This is a genomic window from Rhodanobacter sp. Soil_C_14 (genome assembly GCF_057657335.1).
The window spans coordinates 76689-96782 of sequence record NZ_JBDGIQ010000004.1; the positions used below are offsets into that span (position 1 = coordinate 76689).

25 protein-coding genes and 1 riboswitch are annotated in these 20094 nt (G+C 64.5%); of the genes, 5 read left to right on the forward strand and 20 right to left on the reverse strand.

What is annotated here, in order from left to right; genetic code table 11:
* The first annotated feature begins 27 nt into the window (after positions 1-27).
* Positions 28-900, forward strand: coding sequence for an EamA family transporter (locus tag AC3A56_RS10925; RefSeq protein WP_487770349.1), 873 nt, complete (start codon positions 28-30; stop codon positions 898-900).
* A gap of 40 nt (positions 901-940) precedes the next feature.
* On the forward strand, positions 941-1927 hold the full coding sequence (locus AC3A56_RS10930; protein ID WP_487770350.1) for an aldo/keto reductase: 987 nt from the start codon (positions 941-943) through the stop codon (positions 1925-1927).
* On the opposite strand, the gene AC3A56_RS10935 is transcribed toward AC3A56_RS10930, so the two are convergent.
* From AC3A56_RS10935 to AC3A56_RS10965, 7 genes are all read right to left on the reverse strand, one after another.
* The gene (locus tag AC3A56_RS10935; RefSeq protein ID WP_487770351.1) at positions 1928-2794 is read right to left on the reverse strand and encodes a TraB/GumN family protein; all 867 of its coding nucleotides are present in this window, start codon (positions 2792-2794) and stop codon (positions 1928-1930) included. It abuts the gene before it with no gap.
* A gap of 69 nt (positions 2795-2863) precedes the next feature.
* Positions 2864-3112: a hypothetical protein gene (locus AC3A56_RS10940; RefSeq protein WP_056717774.1), complete on the reverse strand. Its 249-nt coding sequence runs from the start codon at positions 3110-3112 to the stop codon at positions 2864-2866.
* Positions 3113-3231: 119 nt separating this feature from the next.
* The gene (locus AC3A56_RS10945) at positions 3232-3999 is read right to left on the reverse strand and encodes a hypothetical protein (protein ID WP_056717773.1); all 768 of its coding nucleotides are present in this window, start codon (positions 3997-3999) and stop codon (positions 3232-3234) included.
* A gap of 129 nt (positions 4000-4128) precedes the next feature.
* Positions 4129-4515 carry a YciI family protein gene (locus tag AC3A56_RS10950; RefSeq protein ID WP_056767638.1) on the reverse strand — a complete coding sequence of 129 codons (387 nt, stop codon included), beginning with the start codon at positions 4513-4515 and terminating at the stop codon, positions 4129-4131.
* 66 nt (positions 4516-4581) lie between these two features.
* Complete coding sequence (locus AC3A56_RS10955; RefSeq protein ID WP_056717771.1) at positions 4582-5604, reverse strand: MBL fold metallo-hydrolase; 1023 nt, start codon at positions 5602-5604, stop codon at positions 4582-4584.
* A gap of 323 nt (positions 5605-5927) precedes the next feature.
* Complete coding sequence (locus AC3A56_RS10960; protein ID WP_056717770.1) at positions 5928-6560, reverse strand: DUF6058 family natural product biosynthesis protein; 633 nt, start codon at positions 6558-6560, stop codon at positions 5928-5930.
* A gap of 74 nt (positions 6561-6634) precedes the next feature.
* Positions 6635-7366: an ArsR/SmtB family transcription factor gene (locus AC3A56_RS10965; RefSeq protein WP_487770352.1), complete on the reverse strand. Its 732-nt coding sequence runs from the start codon at positions 7364-7366 to the stop codon at positions 6635-6637.
* Between the two features lie 123 nt (positions 7367-7489).
* Between AC3A56_RS10965 and AC3A56_RS10970 the strand changes: the two genes are divergently transcribed.
* The 3 genes from AC3A56_RS10970 (at position 7490) to AC3A56_RS10980 (ending at position 8584) form a co-directional block, all read left to right on the forward strand.
* Positions 7490-7834, forward strand: coding sequence for an NIPSNAP family protein (locus AC3A56_RS10970; protein WP_056717805.1), 345 nt, complete (start codon positions 7490-7492; stop codon positions 7832-7834).
* Complete coding sequence (locus AC3A56_RS10975) at positions 7834-8193, forward strand: antibiotic biosynthesis monooxygenase family protein (protein ID WP_487770353.1); 360 nt, start codon at positions 7834-7836, stop codon at positions 8191-8193. Before AC3A56_RS10970 ends, AC3A56_RS10975 begins: the two co-directional genes overlap by 1 nt.
* A gap of 70 nt (positions 8194-8263) precedes the next feature.
* Entirely contained in the window at positions 8264-8584 is a 321-nt protein-coding gene (locus AC3A56_RS10980; protein ID WP_487770354.1) for a hypothetical protein, read from the forward strand.
* Between the two features lie 231 nt (positions 8585-8815).
* Here the strand turns inward: AC3A56_RS10980 and AC3A56_RS10985 are convergent, their stop codons facing one another.
* The 13 genes from AC3A56_RS10985 to crcB form a co-directional block, all read right to left on the reverse strand.
* Positions 8816-9235 (reverse strand): hypothetical protein, encoded by a 420-nt coding sequence (locus tag AC3A56_RS10985; RefSeq protein ID WP_487770355.1) that lies wholly within the window; start codon positions 9233-9235, stop codon positions 8816-8818.
* A gap of 52 nt (positions 9236-9287) precedes the next feature.
* Complete coding sequence (locus tag AC3A56_RS10990) at positions 9288-9614, reverse strand: nucleotide pyrophosphohydrolase (protein ID WP_487770356.1); 327 nt, start codon at positions 9612-9614, stop codon at positions 9288-9290.
* 40 nt (positions 9615-9654) lie between these two features.
* Positions 9655-10026, reverse strand: a complete 372-nt coding sequence (locus AC3A56_RS10995) for a hypothetical protein (RefSeq protein WP_487770357.1) — start codon at positions 10024-10026, stop codon at positions 9655-9657.
* The gene (locus tag AC3A56_RS11000) at positions 10023-10577 is read right to left on the reverse strand and encodes a hypothetical protein (protein ID WP_487770358.1); all 555 of its coding nucleotides are present in this window, start codon (positions 10575-10577) and stop codon (positions 10023-10025) included. The genes AC3A56_RS10995 and AC3A56_RS11000 overlap by 4 nt, the downstream gene beginning before the upstream one ends.
* 16 nt (positions 10578-10593) lie before the next feature.
* Positions 10594-10893 carry a hypothetical protein gene (locus AC3A56_RS11005; RefSeq protein WP_487770359.1) on the reverse strand — a complete coding sequence of 100 codons (300 nt, stop codon included), beginning with the start codon at positions 10891-10893 and terminating at the stop codon, positions 10594-10596.
* 1331 nt (positions 10894-12224) lie between these two features.
* A complete protein-coding gene (locus tag AC3A56_RS11010) occupies positions 12225-12680 on the reverse strand; it encodes a hypothetical protein (RefSeq protein ID WP_487770360.1) in 456 nt (151 codons plus the stop codon).
* A 171-nt stretch (positions 12681-12851) separates the two neighbouring features.
* Complete coding sequence (locus AC3A56_RS11015) at positions 12852-13886, reverse strand: proline iminopeptidase-family hydrolase (protein WP_487770361.1); 1035 nt, start codon at positions 13884-13886, stop codon at positions 12852-12854.
* Positions 13887-14109: 223 nt separating this feature from the next.
* A complete protein-coding gene (locus tag AC3A56_RS11020; protein WP_056767619.1) occupies positions 14110-14487 on the reverse strand; it encodes a hypothetical protein in 378 nt (125 codons plus the stop codon).
* A 29-nt stretch (positions 14488-14516) separates the two neighbouring features.
* Complete coding sequence (locus tag AC3A56_RS11025) at positions 14517-15407, reverse strand: hypothetical protein (protein ID WP_487770362.1); 891 nt, start codon at positions 15405-15407, stop codon at positions 14517-14519.
* Between the two features lie 150 nt (positions 15408-15557).
* Complete coding sequence (locus AC3A56_RS11030) at positions 15558-17855, reverse strand: winged helix-turn-helix domain-containing protein (RefSeq protein WP_487770363.1); 2298 nt, start codon at positions 17853-17855, stop codon at positions 15558-15560.
* 163 nt (positions 17856-18018) lie between these two features.
* Positions 18019-19137, reverse strand: coding sequence for a cyclopropane fatty acyl phospholipid synthase (cfa, locus tag AC3A56_RS11035; protein WP_487770364.1), 1119 nt, complete (start codon positions 19135-19137; stop codon positions 18019-18021).
* A 39-nt stretch (positions 19138-19176) separates the two neighbouring features.
* Positions 19177-19515: a DUF190 domain-containing protein gene (locus AC3A56_RS11040; RefSeq protein ID WP_487770365.1), complete on the reverse strand. Its 339-nt coding sequence runs from the start codon at positions 19513-19515 to the stop codon at positions 19177-19179.
* 12 nt (positions 19516-19527) lie between these two features.
* On the reverse strand, positions 19528-19914 hold the full coding sequence (gene crcB, locus AC3A56_RS11045) for a fluoride efflux transporter CrcB (protein ID WP_056717757.1): 387 nt from the start codon (positions 19912-19914) through the stop codon (positions 19528-19530).
* A gap of 67 nt (positions 19915-19981) precedes the next feature.
* A riboswitch (Fluoride riboswitch) is annotated at positions 19982-20086 on the reverse strand.
* Positions 20087-20094: the final 8 nt, after the last annotated feature.

Below are 20094 nucleotides of genomic sequence, written 5' to 3' on the forward strand. Positions count from 1 at the left end.
CGCCGATTCCCTGGAAAATGGGAAGCCATGAACGAGCAGCCTTCCACCTCTCCGATGCCGCGGTTCGCGCCGCCGCCACAGCTGTATTTCGTGGCCAGTGCGATCTTCCACTACCTCGGCCCGGCCTTCGCCGTGCTGTTGTTCGCCCGGGTCGAGCCACTCGGCGTCGCCTGGTTGCGGATCGCCAGCGCGGCGTTGATCTTTGCCGCGTGGCGGCGGCCGTGGCGCCGCTTCCGGCAGATGGATGCCGCGGCGCGATGGAACATCGTGGGGCTGGGCGTGGTGCTCGGCGGCATGAATGCCTGCTTCTATCTGGCGATCGATCGACTGCCGCTGGCGACGGTCGGCGCGATCGAATTCCTCGGTCCGATCGCGCTGGCGCTGGCCGGTCTGCGCACGCAGCGCAATACCGTGGCGTTGGCCCTGGTGATTGCCGGCGTGTGGTTCCTGACTCACTTGCGCCTGGCCGGCGCGCCGCTCGGCTTCGCGTTCGCGTTCGCCAACTGCGCGTTGTTCACGCTGTACATCGTGCTCGGCGATCGGGTGGCGAACGACGGCGGCGGCAACGCCATCGATGGCCTGGCGGCCGCGATGCTGGTGGCGCTGGTGGTGGTGAGCCTGATCGGAATTCGCCCGGCCGCGCCGGCGCTGCTCAGCCTGCCGCTGCTCGCCGCAGGCATTGGCGTGGGCGTGACATCATCGGTCATCCCTTACGTGTGCGACCAGCTGGCGATGGCGCGGTTGCCGCGGGCCACCTTTGCCATGCTGCTGGCCTTGCTGCCCGCCACGGCCTGCCTGGTTGGCGCCGTCGTGCTGCACCAGCTGCCCGGCCGGGCAGAGACGACCGGCATCGCACTGGTTGCCGCCGGCATCGCCATCCATCGCGAGGCGCGGCGATAGGGTCGGGCCGATTTCACGCAACGAGAGAGAGGTGATCCCCATGGACTACGTACGACTCGGCAAGACCGGCCTCAAGGTCTCGCGCATCTGCCTGGGCTGCATGAGCTATTCGGAAGCACCCACCAGGGCGAGGCCATGGACGCTGGACGAGGAGCACAGCCGGCCGTTCATCCGGCGCGCGCTCGAACTGGGCATCAACTATTTCGACACCGCGAACATGTACTCGGGCGGCGGCAGCGAACTGGTGCTGGGGCGTGCGCTGCGCGATTTCGCTCGGCGCGAGGAGGTCGTGATCGCGACCAAGGTGTTCTACCCGATGCGCGAGGATGCCAACGGCGGCGGCCTGTCGCGCAAGTCGATCATGACCGAGATCGACGCCAGCCTGCGACGGCTCGGCACCGACTACGTCGACCTCTACCAGATCCATCGCTGGGACCATGCCACGCCGATCGAGGAAACGCTGGAGGCGCTGCATGACGTGGTGAAGTCGGGCAAGGCGCGTTATATCGGCGCCTCGTCGATGATGGCCTGGGAGTTCGCCAAGGCGCTGTACACCGCCGACCTGCATGGCTGGACCCGCTTCGTCTCGATGCAGCCGCACTACAACCTGCTGTACCGCGAGGAGGAGCGCGAGATGCTGGGGTTGTGCGCGGACCAGGGCATCGGCGTGGTGCCGTGGAGCCCGCTGGCGCGCGGCCGCCTGGCGCGGCCGTGGGAGGAGAAGCCCAGCACGGTGCGTGGCGGCTCCGATCCCTGGGGCGATGGCGTGTACGCCGCGAGCAAGGCGGCGGACAAGGCGGTGGTGGATCGCGTCGGCGAAGTGGCCGAGCGCCTCGGTGTGCCGCGGCCCCAGGTGGCGCTGGCGTGGCTGTTGCACCAGCCGGTGGTCACCGCGCCGATTGTCGGCGCGACCAAGCAGCATCACCTGGAAGAGGCGGTGGCGGCGCTGACGGTCGAGTTGCCGGAGGCGGAGCTGGCGGCGCTCGAAGCGCCGTACCTGCCGCATGTCGTTGCCGGCATCGACTGATCAGTGCACCTGTTCGGTCGGCAGGTTCATCTGCCGCAGCTGTACCTGCACGCTGTCCGGCCCGGCCAGGTGGGCGGCGCCGACGGCGATGAAGACGGTGCCGGGTTGCTGCAGCAGGGTGGCGATCTTCTTCGCCCACGCTTCGTTGCGCTGGACCAGCATCGACTGGTACAGCTTCGGTTCCTTCGCGCGCATCTCGGCGGTGCCGACGCGATCGATCGTGTCCGGATCGCCGGCCTTCCATGCCGCGATCATCTGCTGCAGCTTCGCCGTGCCCTGGTCGGCGTCGCGCATGCTCGAACGCAGCAGGCCCAGTTCCACCGCGCGCGGCATGTCCGCCAGCAGGCGGATCTGCTGCTCCGCGGTTTCCAGGCCGATCACCGGCTTGTGGGCGGCGAGCATCTGCGCCTTGAGCTGCTTGTCCACGCCCTGTTCCGGGTCCAGCCCCGCGTTCTTCAGCGGCATCAATGACAGCGTCAACGCGGCCAGCCATGGCCGCATGATGTTCAGGGTACGCATGCCGCCGGGCACGCCCGCCCTGTCGGCGAGGATGCGCAGGCGCTTCGCTTCGGACTCGTCGAGCTGGCTGGTCAACGGGTGCGCGGTATCCATGCCCAGTCGCAGCACCAGGCCGGCGATATTGGCCGGGCTGTCGTCGGTCAGCTCGATGTACAGCGTCTGGCTGTCGGCCAGCGCGCGTTCCAGCGCCGGGTAGCGCCAGTCGGCATCCTTCGGCATCAGGTGCACGGTGCCGAACAGGTAGATCGTGGTGTCGGCATCCTTCACCACCCACAGGGCCGGATCGGCGATCGCGGGCGCGGGCAGCAGGAGCAGGGCGATGGCGCAGCGGACGAGCAAACGTTTCATCGGGCCAGTGTCGCGGCAAGTGCGGACGGGTTCAATCGGGCTGCCGGTGTTCGTCCGCTCGCCACGTTCTTATTTCTTGCCCCAACGCCACCCGGGTCGCTCGCCCTTGAGCCAGAACATGACGAACAGCGCCAGCGTCAGCAGGCCCAGGCCGGCCATGCGCAGGCCGGGCTCCCGGCCCGGCCCGAAGAAATGCAGCACCAGCGTAATCCCGGCCACGTAGACGGCCAGGCAGGCCCAGCCTTGCCAGCGGACCGGAAGGCCCCAGCCCCAGCCGAACCGTTTGGCGGGAAACCAGTATTTGTGTTCGATGGTCATGGCGTGCCCTGGCGGACCTGCGTGCGATATCCGGCATCTTCCTCCGGATTCGTCGCGGGAGCACTCCCGGCCTTGCCTATGTATCCGTTCGGGGGCATGCCGCATCGGCGCAGCGGGAGTTATCCGGCGAGACTCTCGAATGCCCTGGCAATGGCCATCCACGTCGCCGTCGACGCAAACAGGACCGTGAGCACCTGCTGCGCCAGCAGGATCGCGCCGCCGTAGACATACACCGGATGCGGCCGCCCGCGGGTGCGCCAGTCATGCACCATGGCGACCACGATGAAGAGGTCCGCCACCAGGCTCGGCGGTATCGATACGAACGGTGGCGGCGGTCCACCTGCCGCGGCACCGGCCGGCGCCAGAAGAGTCAGGAACACGCGCGCAATCGCCGGCGTCATCATCGCGGCCATCAGCAGCGTCATCACGCGCTTGTGCACCTGCGGCCGCCGGGTGTTGGCGATGGCGGTGGCAAACAGGCCGATCATCAGCGGCCACGCACACAGCGTGACCGCGGCAAACCGGCGCGCCGCATCGCCCATGCCGGCGGCTTCGTCGCGTTTGATCACAGCCATCTCGCCGACCAGGATGGCGCAGGCGATCACGCTGAACAGTGCGATGCCGGCCAGTCCCCACGAGCGATGATCGAGCGTGCGTCCGGTGGCGACCAGGGTCGTCTGCACGAAGTAGAAGCAGACCCAGACGAACATCAGGATGCCGTGGATGTGGATGACCGGCGGCGCATGGAAGGTGCCGGCCACCACCGGTGCCCAGAAGGTCGGCACGAAGCCGCCAAAGGCGACCAGGATGAAGGCGCCGGCCATCCACACATAGAAGTGCCGGCCTTCGGCCCGTACGCCGTTGCCCGCGATAGCCGTCGTATTCATCGTGGTTCCCCTGCGTGAGACATGTCGAGGATGTCAACGCTGCTGCCCGCGACAACATACTCCGTTCCTGCAGGGAAGAAGTGTCAGGTCGACGCCGGGCAGGGCCACGATGCGGGTGTGCGTGGCTCGCTACGTGGGCGTCTCGTTGGTCAGCGCGAAGGCGCTGGCGCGCACCGGGTCGATCGGCCGGATTTCGAACATCAAGCCATAGTCCAGGCACGGATTCTCCGCGGCAATGGCCGCCGCCTCGTCGAGACTGCCGGCCAGGATCAGCCAGTAGCCGCCGACCACCTCCTTGGCCTCGGCAAACGGACCGTCCAGCGTCCCTTGCCGCGACACCACCTTGCCTTCCCGCGCCAGCCGCTGCCCGGCGCGCATCCGGCCTTCGCCGACCAGCCGGTCGTGCCACGCGTAGAAGCGGTCGATCGCCGCCTGGATGTCTTCATGCGAGGCGTCCTTGTCCCACTGGCCGCGGGAGAGGACGAGGTATTCGAAGAGTGCGGCTGGCTCGCTCATGGTTTGCTTCCGTTGAAGTGGCATGGTGCCGGCTTCGTTCTCGCCTCGGGAGGCAGGTTCGTGGTGTCAAAGTCGCGGCGGGTGGCGCACCGTGATCTGGTCACCGATCACGATGGTCAGCAGGTCCTCCGGGCCTTGCAGTGGCCCCGCGTACGTCTTGCGCGTCTGGATCAGCACGCGCTCGTGGTCGGGCGCGTGCGAGTAAACGGCAAGCCGGGGGTGGACGCGGGTGAACACCTCGCCCGCCTGCTCCGGTGTGGTGTGGTGCGCGATGACCGCGGCGATCACCTTGGCGCTGGGGCGATCCGGCCGCGCGCGAAGCGCCTCCGGATCGATGACCTCGTGGATGAGCACATCGACGCCCCGTGCGTGGCGGATCAGGTTCTCCGACACGCGCGTGTCGCCGGACAACACGACCGAGTGGCCGTGGTAGTCGATGCGATAGCCAAACGCCGGCCGCACCGGGCCGTGATCGACGAGGAACGCGGTCACCGTCACACCGTGTTCGTCGAAGACGACGCCCTCGTGCACCTCGTGGCTCACCACCCTGATGCCCGCGGCCGGGAAGTGCTCGTCGACGTCCCGACGCATGTGGATGTCGAACGCGAACGCCTGCTGCAGGTGGTCCATCATCGCGCGCGTGCCCGCCGGCCCCCAGACCTCAAGCGGAACCGCGTGCCGTCCGGCCACCCAGCCGGCCAGCAGAAGATCGGGAAGCTGGATGATGTGGTCGGAATGGAGGTGCGTCAGGAATACCCGGCTGATCGATCCCAGCGGAACCCCCGCCTGCTTGAGTCGGAACGTGGCCCCCCGGCCACAATCGAAAAGGAGGCGCTGCCCGCCCGCCTCGACCAGCGTGCTCGGCCCATACTGCTGCAAGTTCACCGGCGGTCCCACGCCGGTGCCGAGCAGCACGACCGTGATGGTGTCCGGCGCGGGCGGAACGTGCCGGGCGGGCGCGCCATCCGTGTCACGGACCGCCGGCTTCTGGGGCTGGACGCCCACGGCCGACGCAACGGCGCGTTCGGGCGCGATCACCAGCAGCGCGCAACACGCGAACCACGCCGCGACGAACATGGGCTTGATCATTTCGGAGCTCTCCCGTGCGCGATGCCGGCCTGGTTGCGGCGCGGCGATTTTTCGGTGTCGCCTGACGAGGTTGCGGAAAACCACGGTCGATCTTGCGTCAATACCGCGGCGTGAACAAGGGAGATCGGCAGGGTGCGCTGCGACGCTTCGGTGTGAATTCGCGGCTGTTGCAGATGAATCTGCCGGCGGAACCGGCGCCGGCCCGTATGGACGTCCGAAATGCGCGCGCCAGCGACTTGCCCGATTTTCTTGCAACCTCATGCGCGAAGCGCGGAAAGATGCCGCTCAAGAAATATGATCGGGCAGTTGCTCTTGCGGAATCGTCAGGCCTTGGCCACGGTGGGTCGCAAGTCGTCAACAAGTCGCTTTCTGCTGCTGCGTTCATACTCGGCAGGCGAGAAGGGCATGGCGGAATCAGCGTAGTCGTCGATGAGTTGGAGCAGATCCTTCGGGGAGATGTCGGCAGGGCAGGCGTCGCTGCCGTTGGCGGTGAGTGCCGTCAGCTTCTCCTGAAGCATTTCCTTGTTCACGATGCCAACTCCAGAGGATGGGTCGGCGACACACAGGCCGAACGTGCCATTCCAGAAGTGGGGCAGATAGCGTTGAATCTCCGCATCTATGGCTGCCGAGTCTTCGATGTGATTCTGCAGCGCCCTGTGGAGTTCGCCGGTCAGCTCCGCAAGAACAGTGGCGCGTTCCGATCCTGGAGCTGCTTGAGCGGCAATTTTGGCCCAGCGCACGCATTCGGGGCGGAAGTACTCGCCGGTCAGGGGCTCGCGGATATCGGTCACGCCAAATGCCGCGGAACGAACCGAGTTTCCATCGCAGATGTACGTGGCGTGCGGTATCGCTTCATCGGCGAGAAGCCGGTCAAGGCGTTCTGGCGAAATGCCCGTCAATGAGGCGAAGGTGGGTTTGTCCACGAAGTGCTTTTGCAGATAGTCATGCAACGACATGGTCTCTCCAAATCTCGACGCTCTGGCATGCGGCGCGGCTGCGTCGCAGCCGTCACGCAGGATGCCATGGTCCGTCATCTTGTTTTGTCACCTGTTTGCGCCACCCGTATCGGGTTTTTCGTGGCCGCAAGATGAAACAGGGCGCGCAGAGATTTTTCCCCGTCCGATGTGAATACGATGGCGCGCGACTCCTTCTCGCGCTGCGCCCAGCCCATCTCCTGAATCCGGTGGAGCAGGGCGGCGCCAAGCGCGCCCGCCAGATGGTGGCGACGTTCGCTCCAGTCCAGACACTCCCGGCAAAACGTTCGCTTTCGTGCGGCAACCTCCTGCGGGTCAATCCCGATGCCCTCGAACCACCGGCGTCCTTGCTCCATGAGCATCAAGCCGCCATCGGCACGCCGCAGCAGACCGTGCCGCAGCATCTCTTCGTACACCAGCACCCCCAGCTCTCCGGCAAGGTGGTCGTAGCAGACGCGGGCTTTGCGCAGCGCAGGCTCCCGCGGCCCGAACCGCAGGCGTGATGGCGCCGATCTGGCGGCAAGCCCCATCAGCGACTCAAGCAGATGAGCCACTTCACCGCCCGCAAGACGGAAGTACCGGTGACGGCCCTGTTGATCAACCGCAACCAGGTCAGCCTCCATCAGCTTCCCCAAATGAAAGCTGATGGTCTGCCGGGTGACTCCTGCCATGTCCGCCAGTTCGGTCGCGGTGTACGCGCAGCCACTCATGAGGGCTGACAGCACCTCGGCCCGGGCGTTGTCACCCATGAGCGCCGCAATCCGCGTGATGTTCGGTCCTTCAGCCATGCTTCGCTCCCCGTCGAATCAAGTTGATCAGAAACGCCACCAGCCATGCTTCGATCCCGGTCGAATCAGGATGATCAGAAACTCCGCTACGGTTCGCGACATTCAAATATGGGAGACCCGGGCATGACCATCACCTGCGTGATTCGCTACGAGATCGACCCGTTCCAAAGAGAAGCCTTCGCCAAGTATGCCGAGAACTGGGGTCGCATCATTCCACGCTGTGGCGGTCACCTCATCGGCTACTTCCTGCCCCACGAAGGGGCAAACCATATTGCGTGGGGATTGATTGCGTTTGAAAGCCTCGCCGCGTACGAGGCCTATCGCGCCCGCCTGAAATCGGACGAGGACGGACGTGCAAACTTCGCCATGGCCCAACAGCAACGCTTCATCCTGAAGGAAGAGCGCAGCTTCGTGGAGGTGGTGGACGGCACACTGGGCATCGCCCCGTGGCAAGGGAGCTTGCGCTGATGATCGCGGTGATTTTTGAAGTGCAGCCCCACCTGGATCGTCGGCAAGCCTATCTGGACACGGCCGCAAACCTGGCGCGGCATCTTGAACAGGTGGATGGGTTTCTCTCCATCGAGCGGTTCGAGAGTCTTGCGCATCCCGGCAAGATTCTTTCGCTATCGTTCTGGCGCGATGAAGAGGCGGTGCGCCAGTGGCGGGATCTGGGCGTTCATCGCGCTGCGCAGAGGGAGGGCAGGCAGTCCATCTTCGTCGACTACAGAATCCGCGTCGCACACGTTGTGCGCGACTACGGCTTGGTGGACAGAAGTGGCGCGCCGGACTACGCGCCGTCACCGGCGGAAGCCCCGCACGCCCGTTGAACGGAAGTCGCTGGCGGGACGGCTCAGGCGCCAAGCGCCAAGCGCCAAGCGCCAAGCTCAACACGTGGTCATGAAGAACGGTGCCAAAGGCAATTTGAACGGCGACAATTTGAACGTATCGGTGATCGTTCAGTCGGTCGCACTGGTAGTCATTGTCTCGGACACCTTTCTATTGAATGTCCTCGCGCGAGACGTCGCGATTCCACCGACCGCGGGAGAGGACGAGATATTCGGACAACGAGTTGGAGTTGCTCATGCTTCGTTCTCGCTGGATCGGCATGGCGCCGGCGTTTCATTGTGGCTTCGAACGACCGGTTGGACGCGGGATTTCCGTGCGGGGGCTTTCTTCATGCTGGAGGCCGGGCTTGCGAACGTCCCCGTCGGGGTTTGAAAACTTGGCGTCGGGGTTGCGAACGTCCCTGTCGAGGTTCAGAACCTCGACGTCGGGGTTGCGAACGTCCCCGCCGAGGTCCGGAACCTCGATGCCGGGGTTGCGAACGTCTCCGCCGGGGTTCGGAACTTCGACGTCGAGCCGGCGAACGCCCCTGTCGGGGTTTGGAGCCTTGACGCCGGGCTTGCGAACGTCCCGTCCGGGTTCGGAACCTCGACATCCTGACGAGGGTCACCTGGCCTGGCGCAACGTGAAGTAGCCGAGCGGAGAGCTTCCCCCGAGCCCGAGACTGAAATAGTTGCCCTGCACCGAGGCACCGACGAGCGAACCCTGCAGCCAGAGGTAGGCATCGCATACTTCGTTGCGGCCGATGGTCAGCTGCCCGTTCTCGATCCGATACGACAGCGGGTCCGACACCGGGAAGAAGGTCTTGTCACGGGTTGTCGCCGAAACCACCTTCACGACCTTCCATTCGCCGCCCATACAGGAGGGGGCGACTTCATCGGTGAACTCCACGGCAACCGTCGCCACGGCGTGATGCCCGGGATTCTCGATGGACAGCATCCACTTGCCCGGCAGCTCACTGCAAGGCGCCGCCGAAGCGGCACCAAGGCTGGCGGCAACGAATGCGATGCGGAGAAGGATGTTCATGCGGCCCCCTCGGGTGAACCAGGCGCCGCGACGCGGCGGCCCGGGCGGATGCTCATGCGTTGATCTCCCTGGACACATGGGCCATCAGCCCCTCGACGTTGCTGGTGAACTCCGCCTGCAGATCGATGCCGCACTTGTCTGCAAGCACGATGATCGACCACAGGCAGTCCGACAGCTCATGTCCCAGCTTGGACTTGTAGTCATCGATATTGCGGATGCCCGCATTCGCCTGGATCAGCTTCGCCAAGTCACCCACGTCCCCCATGAACCCCAGCGCCAGTTCCTCCGTGCTCCAGGCGCGCCCATACAATTTGGTTTCGAGCTGCTCGTAGAGCGCGTTGAGCCTGAGGGCGGATTCCTGCAGTTCTTCGTATTTCATGTCGTTGTCTTGAGCGGTGAGCCTGGGGCGGAGCTGTCGGTCATGGAGTCTGCAGCTTTACTGCTGACTCCCTTTGAGTGACCCCAAAGAAGTTGCCCGAATTCAGGTACGTAACATCGACCACGACGCCGTCCTTGACGATGTAGGTGTATTCAATAACGCCGCTTCCGCTCTTCGGCTCGATGTCATACGTAAGGTAGTCTGAGCCGGCAATGCTCACCGATTTGTCGGGCGTACCGACGTACTGAATGATCTCGGTCACGGCGACCTTCTTGAGTGGAAACTTCTTCAGGTATGGCTTTGCCCTGGTGGCGAGAGTCGGACGGTAGACCCCGTTCGGACTTTTGTTCGCCGCGCTTGCGCTGCCCATGCCAATGAAAATCAATGCGAGAAACAGGACGACCTTCTTCATGAATGCAGCTCCTTTGATGGTTGACGCTTGAGTTGCTCGGCAGTGGAACCAGTGGCTACGGACGGAATGGGCGACGACTGCTTGAGCACACGGGACAGCCGTCGGGCATGGCTTGCCACGGCGGGCCATGTCCAGGTTGCGGGCGGATCAAGTTCGGCGTACGTGGTGGCCCATTTTTCGGCGCGCTTTTGCGAGTTTGCGGAAATGAACGACCCCGAGGGACTGGGGCCGACCAGATGAAGATAGACCCAGACAATCCCCCAGCCCTCATGTGCGAAACGGTGCGAGAAGCCACCGCATCTGGATGGATCAAGAGTGATTCGCCTTCGTACCAATCGCCCACCCGTATCGGGATAGTGGATCGCGAAGTGCGCGCTGCCACTTGGTTGCTTTCGTTGATGCGCCACATACGCGCAAAGGTCGGCGGCTGAGGTGAAATTGCGCGGTTCGACCTCAAACTCGGAGTAAGCCTCCACGACCATCGGTTCTCCCTTGGCGAAGATGGCATGGGCCAGGGCGGCGACAGCGGCATCGGATAGGGGGTCGAACATGGTCGTCGTGATCCAATCAGCCGATGCGCAACTGGTCGCGCGTCGGCTTGGATGATGTGCCAAGTGCTGCATCGTGTTGCGCAAGGAGGTCGGCGGCCTTTGCGAGATGCTTGCGGTCGAAATTCATCTCGTCCTGATATCCATCGAAAGGCGCGCGGAAGATGACCTTGCGCGGACCCATCCGCAGGATGAGTTTTGGAAGCCAATAAGAGTCGATGAAGCTCGCTTGGTCGATGTCCGGGATCGGGTAACGCCGCCATCGGGAAAGCCAGAGCCAGAACGGCGAGAACAAGTAGATAGCCTCGTCAGAGATCATGATGCCTAGTCCCAGCTGCGATGAAAAGTCGCGTTGTTGGCGTACCAAAGGATCTCCTCGCCTGCGGGGAGCGCCAGTTTGGAAAACGGGAAGTGTTGAGGTCTGTCCATGCGGACTCTGGTGCTGGAATTGGGTGGTGGCGGAGCCGTCCGCTTTGAGTGATGGCTCAGGGCATCCGGTGACGACCTGTGCAGGCAACATACCCCGCGTATGACCAAGCAGACACTACGGTCGCCAGCCAAACACATGCAATGCTGAAGCATTGCTCCGCGAAATGGATAAAGGGAAAGGAATTCATAGGGTGCCCGCCTTGCAGAAGCGGCCATGCCTCGGCCTGCCAGAATGACGAGTACGCATGTACGGCGAGCCACAACGGAAACAACCATCCCGCCGAAAGGAGAGCGACCAGGAAGCCTTTTGCCTTGTGCTGAGTCATTGAGGTCCAACGTTTGAATTGGGCGGCGGCGTAGCCGGAGAGTTCATATGCAAAAGTGGATAGCGGCGGGTCAGCCGCATTGTCCCGCAACCATACGCAAGCACGATTGCGGGACAAGAGCATCTTGATTGGACTCCAACTCGACCAAGTAGATGGGGTCATCTCCTAGCTCCTCGACACTTACGAGAGATCCCGAGTCACCGGCATGTTCGCCACCTACTACCCGAACATACGAGTTGTGTCCAAAAGACACACCCGCCACAGGCTGGTGAGCTAGAAAGGCATTGGATTGCTCGTGCGTGGGTCGCATGAGGCCTATCTCTGGAATTGAGCGGCGGCGTAGCCGTCCGCCTCGAACGAGTTGCAAGCCATGAAGCGCGGCCGAGGCAAGCTCAGGGCAAAAGCATCATGCACCCGGGGTTGACGGGAAGTCTCCTAAGGTACTGTTAGGATTTTGCGGCCTTACATTCCGTGGCGCCATGGAGAACCCAGCTCTCTACGGCCCTCGCAGGCCGCTCCCATGTGCTCAATGAGTTATAGACCGTTACGCTCGATGAAGTAGAAGTGCTTTCCTTAATGTCTATGACTAGGTAGGTATCAACCCCGGCCCCGCCATGAAGCGCAACTGAAACGTTGCCGGATTTAATATCTGTGTATAAGTCGCCATCAACGACCATTTGCGCCGTAATCATGCCGGTCGCGAAGCATTCTCTAGCTTGATGCAGGACGGTCCTGTAAACAGCTTGATATGGCTCGGAGGCCTTGAATGTGTATTCACCACTGTGCTTCTCGCGTACTCCCTGCATTGTCGCAGGGGCGCACGCATTCAAGAGGAAAATAAGAACTAGAAGAGCGCATTTGCGAGGAGCTTCCATGATTGATCCTAACGCTGGAGTTAAGCGGCGCGCGGCTTTTCGCGCGTCTGCTTGGACGACGGGTTAGGCTTCACGAGCCAGTCAATCAGTTTCTCGTGCACGCGGTACATAGGGCAGTTGCCCGGCGTGATATCGGTGATGAATTCGTGCCGCGCCAAGTGGAGAACCGCTGGGTGAAGATCCGGAAGCTCGTCTGTGTGGAACTCGAAACATGGCTCGGAAATTAACGCGATAGTGGTATTGCTTGGCTTGACGAAGAAGGCTCTAACATTCTTTCCTTCGGCGCTACAGAACGACCCGCGCATGTCTGCGATGACTGCGGGGAAGCGCGCCTCAATGTCTTGCCAGAGCTTCGTTTGTTCTTTGGCAAGTTTCTTATCCCGACGTGCGTCGGTGTACTTGTCCGCGAAATAGTTGCCCGCAGCACCAGTGGCGGCGCCGATCAGAAAACTTATGCTTACCGACAGAACATCCATATGAAGCCTAACGCTAAGTAGATTTCAAACTGAAGTCTAATCCAGCAGCCTATCGCGTGTCCCTGATGCAACAGTTCTCGGCTGTGGTGTTGCAAATCAACACCTTGGGCAGTCCCGAACAGCCTAATCCAGCAGCCTAATCCCGCAGTGTTTTGGACGCCTTGCTTCGCGTCACTCGGCTTCCACCTTCTTCAGGAATCCGATCAGCCCATCGAAGTAAACCTGCTGGTCGTCGTACATCGCCATGTGGCTTCCCTTCGGGCATAGCAGAAACTGTCCGTGCGGGAGTTTCTTCGCCATGCTGGCCATGTATTTCGGATCCATCGTGTCGTACTGCGCGCCGATCACCAGGGTGGGGACGGTGATGCGGTGCAGGTCCTTGCTGCGGTCCCAGTTCAGCAGGCGGCCGCTGGCGCCCAGTTCGCTGGGGCCCTGCATCAGGGTGTAGATCTGCTCGTTGATGTGGCCGAACGAACGGGTGACGGGTTCGGGCCATTGCGCCTGTGGCATGCGCAACACGTGCTGCTCGTAGTGCATCGGGCCGAGGATGGCCATGTAACGGGGGTCGCTGGTGTGGTGTTCGGCTTCGAGCTTTTTCACTACGGCGAGCTTTTCCTGGTCCATCGCCGGCATCAATACGTTGTTCGCGTATTCGTTGTACCGCGGGATGGAGTCGACCATGTTGGAGATCACCAGGCACTTCAGGTGCTGCTGGTATTTCAGTGCGTACTCCATGGCCAGGATGCCGCCCCAGGACTGGCCGAGCAGGCAGAAGTTGTCCTTGTCCAGGTGCAGCGCCTGGCGTACCTGTTCGACTTCGTCGACGTAGCGGTCAATGGTCCACAGGGATGTGTCTTTCGGCTGGTCGCTGTAGGCCGAGCCGAGTTGGTCGTAGTAGTAATACTCGATGCCGGCGCCCGGGAAATAGCTGTCGAACGCCTCGAAGTATTCGTGGGTGGCGCCGGGGCCGCCGTGCAGCAGCAGGACTTTCAGTTTCGGGTTGTTGCCCACGCGCTTGGTCCAGACGTGGAACGTGCCCCTGGGCGTGGTGATCGGGATCATCTTCACGCCGCCGGCAAGCACGTCGTCGCGACCGCTGTTGTCGAAGTAGGCGGAGCCCGGTGTGGTGGCGGGCGTGCCCGCGTTGACGGCGGCGGCCATGACGAGCAGCAGCCCGGACATCAGGACGGTGATGCAGCGTTTCATCGTTGTTTCCCCTGGGTGGCTGATCGCACTATGCGACGCCACCGACGCGGGGGCAACCGTGGGGCCGATGCCCGAGGAAGTCTTCCGGCGCGTTCAGCCGTCCAGATATTTCGCCTTGATCACGGTCATGTCCTTTTGGCAGGTGCAGCCGTGCAACGGGCGCGTGGTCCCGCTGGAAGTGTTTTGCTTCACCGGCTCCGAGCCGACCGCTGTCGGAGGCGAGCTACAGCAGGACGAGTTCATCGATCGCGCCGCCATTCTTCGCGTGGCAGCTGATCGTCGCGTTGGTGTCGCCGTGGTTGAACTGCAGCGGCAGCCTGATCCGGGTGACGGTGCCGTCGTCGACGAGGGTGGTGGCATCGCCATGCGAGCGGTACGGGCCCCAGTTGTTGCGGACCAGTGCTTCCCACATCGAGATCAGCATCTTCTGTTGCTGCTCGTCCTGCAGTGACGGGCCCATCTCGGCCTTGGCGGCGGCGTAGTCGTTGCGGCCGAGCGCGTCGAGCATGGTGGCGGCCCGCGCTGCGCAGCTCCCGGGCGCTGCCTGGGCACTGCCGATGCCGATGAGAAGAAAGGCGATGCCGCTGGTCAGTCGGCGCATGGGCGGATTCCCGGTGGTGAATGGTCGGGTCAGCGTCGCTGGCCGTCGGGGTTGAAGGTCCAGCTCACTTCCGCTTTCAGCGGCACGTTGGGCAGGCTGATGTAGCTGACCGGGCCGCTCACGGTCTGCAGCTTCGGGAAGATCTTGTGGCCGCCCTGGGGACCATCGAGCCGGGCCGCCACGAGATCCTTGAGGTGGATCTCTGGAATGGTCACCCGCCGCTGGTAGGGCGGGATGTGCGGGTTGAATTCGTTGATGGTCACTTCGACTTCGACTGAAGGCATCTGCACGTCGTAGGTCTTCCCGCCGTCGTGGGTGATCAGGGTGAAGTTGCCGTCCTCGTCGCTGCAGTCGACCTTGCGCTTGCCGATGCGCGTGGCATGGCCGCTGACCATGACCGAAACGCCTTCGCCGTCGTCGGCACGGCCGGTATGTGCCGAACTGTCGTCGACGCTGGCGCTTCCCTGGCAAGGCGTCTGGAAGCGATGGGTCCAGGCGGTGTCGCCGCCGATGGCTGCAATCGTGTCTTGCGCTTCGCGATTCAATGCCTGCCGCTGGTCGGGCGACATCGCGCTGACGGCGCGCATCAGGCAGGCCTGGTCTTCGCCGCAGGCTTCGGCGGCTTTCTGCAGCGACATCATCTGTGCGCCGCCGGCCATTGCATTCGGGTCATTGGTGACGCTGCCATGCATGCGCACGGTGGCCTCGAACTGGCGCGCGATCGTCACCTGGCCGTGGGCTTGGCCGGCGCTCGTTTCGGCGTGTCCGCTCAGCACGATGCGGTAGGTCAGCGTGCCATCGGGAACCTTGCGGTCGACGTCGGCGGCGCTGGCGCCGAAGGTGACGACGAGGGCCAGCAGGCACAGCGCCGCCGACGACCGACGTGCGCGGGATGGAGGAAACGGGTTGCGGCTGGACATGGTTCGCTCCGGATGAACGTCGGCGGGAATCGCCGTCTGCATTGACGACGATCGGCCGGAGCGAATCTTGAGGACGAGCTGACGAACCGCTTACGAAATCTTACTGCCCGGACAATCAGTGGCTTGGGCGGGGAAAGGTCGCGCGGGTGTTCAGCGGGCGGGGTTGGCCAAGGCGGCGAGTGTGGCGCTGCGCAGTTGTTCGAGACGCGCGGCGGCACGGGCATGGCCGGCGGCGTCGCGGCCCGCTGCCCAATCGCGATACATGCGCAGCAGGTCCGCGTGGTTGTCGCGGGCGGGATCGAAGCCGGCCAGGGCGGTCTCCGCCGCCGCGGCGGAATGCAGATGTCCGGCGACGACCAGGCCCACGAAGCGCAGGTCGTTGTGCTGCGGATCATCCGCCGTGGGCGTGGCGGCGGCTGCCTGCAGTGCGTTCACGGCTTCCTCGGATCGGTTGACCGCGGCTGCGGCGATGGCGCGGATGAGTTGCCGGGTGTAGTCGAACGTGGCCGGGTTCTTCTGCGCGGCCGCCAGCGCATCGGCCTGTGTCGACAGCGCGGCGACCGATTTGGGGTCCGCCTGCAGCGCCGCGGCGGCCTGGCTTTCCCAGATGGCGAGCAGCAACGCGGGGTCCTGCTTGCCATCGACCAGCGCCGCGGCCTGGCGGCAATAGTCGAGGGCGGCGTCGGCATTGCCGTCGTACCACGTCTGGCCGGCGCTCAGCATCAGCGCCAGCGACTGCCAGACGGCGTTGTGCTGGCTGCTGCCCAGGTTGCGCAGTTGTTGGGCGATGGGCGCTACGCGTTCAACAAGGCCGGCGTCGAGCAGGATGCGGGCTTGCTGGTCGCCGCTGGCGAAGGCCAGCAAGCTGTCGCCTTGCTGTTGCGCACGCTGGTAGAGCGAGGTGAACAGCGGCAGGGCTTCGATTGCGCGATCCTGCTGCATCAGGTCGAGCGCGACGTTGTAGGTATCGCCCAGCGCGTTGCGCTCGTTGCCGATCGCTTCGCTGGCGGCGAGCGCGGCGCGGTCAGCCCGCTCCCTGCCGGCGAGGTCGCCGCGGGCGCCGGCGAGGAACGCTTCGCTGTTGTGCAGGTCGGCCTCCAGCCGATGCAGGCCATGCTGCGCGACCAGCTCGCGCGCATGCTGCAGCTCGCTCTGCGCCAGCGGCGTGCGTTCCAGCCGGCCCGCGGTGTTGACGGTTTTCAGGGCGATCGCGGCTTGCAGATCGGGCGTGCCGGCTTGTGCGGCGAATGATGCGGCTTCCTGCAGATCAGCCAGGGCCTCGGCGTGATGGTGCTGGTTGAATGCGAGGTTGCCCAGTTGCAGCAGTGCCTGCGCGATCATCGAGGCGTCCTTGCCGGCGCGTGCCTGCGCCAGCAGCGCGCGCAAGGTCGCGCCACCCTCGTTAAGTTGATTCGTGTTGATCTGCGCCTGGCCCAGGCGCAGGCGCGCGGACGGAAAGTCGGGGTCGCCTTTCGCCACCAGCAGGAAATAGGGTTTCGCGTTCGCCCAGTCGCCATGCATCGCAAGGTCGATGCCGCGGGCGTAGGTCTGGGCCAGGTAGGCATCGCGCGGCGTGGCGGCCGGTGCCGCTGGCGTGCTGCCGTCGAGCTTCAGCGCACGGCGCATGCGCGGCACTGCGTTGACGCCCAGCGTTCCGGGATCGCTGCCGCGCAAGGTGAGGGTGGTTCCGGTCTGGCCGGCGCCGGTGTCGACGTGCAGGGAGAGTTCGTAGAGATGATCGGCAAGCCGGTGCAAGTCGCCGCTGACCAGGATGCTGGCGCCGGTGACGAAACGCAGGTGCTCGGTTTCCGACCGGCCCTTCGGCGGAACATAGTCGACGATCCGGCCGACCTGCAGCGGGTCGACGACGTCGATCCCCGGCGCAGCGGCGAGCAGGTTGGCCATCAGGCCGGGCAGGCCCCGCGCGGTCCAGTCCAGCGTGGCGTCGCCGGTGTCGTTGTCGATCGGCAGCAGGGCCACGCGTGGTGGCGGTGGCACTGGCGGCGCCATGCCGCGCGGGATGAGCCACAACGACAGCGCACCCAGCACGGCCAGCGCGGCGAACCCTAGCCACTGGCGATATCGCCGCGGCGATGATGGTGCGAGCGCGGGCGCTTCGTCCGCGATGTCGTCCTCCGCGGCGGGCGTCTCTTCCGTGGTCAGCTCGACCGGCGCCACCCATTGCAGGCCGCGGCCGTACACGGTGCGGATCACCGCCTGGCGTTCGCCATCATCGTCGAGCGCGCGGCGCGCCTTGTGCAGCAACTGGCTGAGCGCGGCGTCGGTGATCGGCCGGTGGCCCCACAACGCGGTGATGACTTCCTGCTTGCCCAGCGCGCGCTCGCGGTTTTCGAGCAGCAGCAGGATCAGGTCGAACACCTTGGCTTCGATGTCGACCTTGCAGCCGTTGCGATGCAGCCGTCGCGTGGCCGGCGCGATGGTGTGCATCCCGCATCGATAAACGCCAGCATTATCCTGCATGCCCCCTCCGCTCGCTTCCTGATGGCGTGAAGCCGGTCAGGGATCCCCGCCATGAGCCCCGATGTTTAGCATATTGCGCTGGTGATGGCTCGATCGGGCCGTCTTTTGCCCGGAGGCTGCCGGCTATCGATCAACGCGGCACGCGATAGCCGCCGGGCACGCCGTTCGGGCTCAGGGTGATTTGCCACAGCTGGTCGCGGCGGCTGCGGAACACCGCGGAGGAGACCGCGAGGTAGTAGCGCCACATGCGGCGGAAGCGTTCGTCGTAGCTGGCCGGCAGGCTCGGCCACGCCGCTTCGATGTTGGCGCGCCACGCGGTCAGGGTGCGGTCGTAGTCGGCGCCGAAGTTGTGCCAGTCCTCGATCACGAACAGGTCTTCCAGCGCTGTGGTGACCTGGCTGGCGGCGGGGATCATCGAGTTGGGGAAGATGTATTTCTCGATCCACGGGTCGGTCTGTGCCGGCGCGCGGTTGCTGCCGATGCAGTGCAGCAGCGACAGTCCGTCGTCCTTGAGGCAGCGGCGCACGGTCTCGAAGTAGGCGCGGTAGTTCTTGCCGCCGACGTGCTCGAACATGCCGATGGAGAACACCGCGTCGAACTGCTCGTTGATGTCGTGATAGTCCTGCAGGCGGATTTCGATCGGCAGGCCGGCGCACAGTTCGCGCGCGTAGTCGGCTTGCTGCTGCGAGACGGTGATGCCGACGCCTTCGACGCCGTAACGCTCGGCGGCATATTTCAGCGCCTCGCCCCAGCCGCAGCCGATGTCCAGCACGCGCTGGCCGGTTTTCAGCTGCAGCTTGCGGCAGACCAGGTCGAGCTTGGCCGCCTGCGCGTCGTCGAGGTTGTCGGCCCTGGCCCAGTAGCCGCAGGAGTACACCAGTCGCTTGCCCAGCATGGCCTGGAACAGGTCGTTGCCGAGGTCGTAGTGGGCCTTGCCGATCTCGAACGCGCGCTCGCCGCGCTGCAGGTTGATGAAGCGCGCCTTGAGGTGGGCGAGCAGGGTGTCCAGCGTCTTCAGCTCCTGGTCGAGCCCCGCGGTGAGGAGGCGCGTGCACAGGCCGGGCAGGTCGTCCGCGTCCCACCAGCCGTCCATGTAGGCTTCGCCCAGACCCAGCGAGCCATGCGCGAACACCCGCGGATACAGGCGGTCGTCGTGCACGCGCAGGTCGATCGGCGCGTTGCCGTCGATGTGGATGCCGGCCTGTTCGAGCAACTGGCTGGCGCGGTCTTTCAGATCGTCCTGACTCATGGAGTGCCTCGCGGCGGATGGTTCGAATGGTTCCGGTGATCAGTGCTTGCCGAGCATTTCGAAGTCTGCCGGCCAGCGCGCATACGTGGCGTCGACGCCCGCGTCGCGCACCAGTTGCAGCAGTGTCGCGGCCTGTTCGTCGCGCAGCAGGAACTCGATCTTCACCGGCAGGTCGTCGGCCAGTTCGAAGAACTGCTCCTCGTGCAGCACGCCATGCCGGCCGAAGCCCGCGATGGCGCGGAACACCGAGCCGCCGCCGATGCCGCGCTGCTTCGCCTGCTCCAGCAGCCATTCGGACAGCAGCACGCCGTCGTGTCTGGCGCGGGAGTGGCAGTAGAAGGTCAGGTGCACGCCTCGTTGCAGGTTTTGCGGGTTCATGCGGATGCCCGGTCAGTGGCGCAGCAGGCTGCGGGTGAGCGCGATGCCGAGCACGGTCATCGCCAGCGAGCCGATCACGTGCACCGCGACATGGCCGCTGAACCACAGGTACTGCTGGCGCAGCAGCAGGGTGGCGGATTCGGCGGAGAAGGTGGAAAAGGTGGTGAGGCCGCCGAGGAAGCCGGTGAACACGAACAGCCGCAGTGCGGGCGGCAGCGCCTGGAAGTGATCGAACAGGCCCATCACGCAGCCCATCAGCAGTCCGCCGGCGAGGTTCGCCGCCAGGGTGCCCAGCGGCAGGGTGGGGAACATCGGGTTGAGCAGGATGCCCAGTCCCCAGCGCAGCCAGCAGCCGATGGCGCCGCCGATGCCGATTGCCACGAATCCGGTAAAGCCCACGAGCGCGCCTCCTGACGGGAATGTGTCCGGTTCCGCGGTGGCAGGCACGCCTGCACCGCCGGAAGCCGGGGGAGCAGGCATCATCAACTTCAACACAAGGAGCGCGAGAAGCGGTTTGTCCCGGGGGGAGCGAGCATTCCGGAACGGGAGGCATGCCATCTCCCATGGCGAACATCCTAG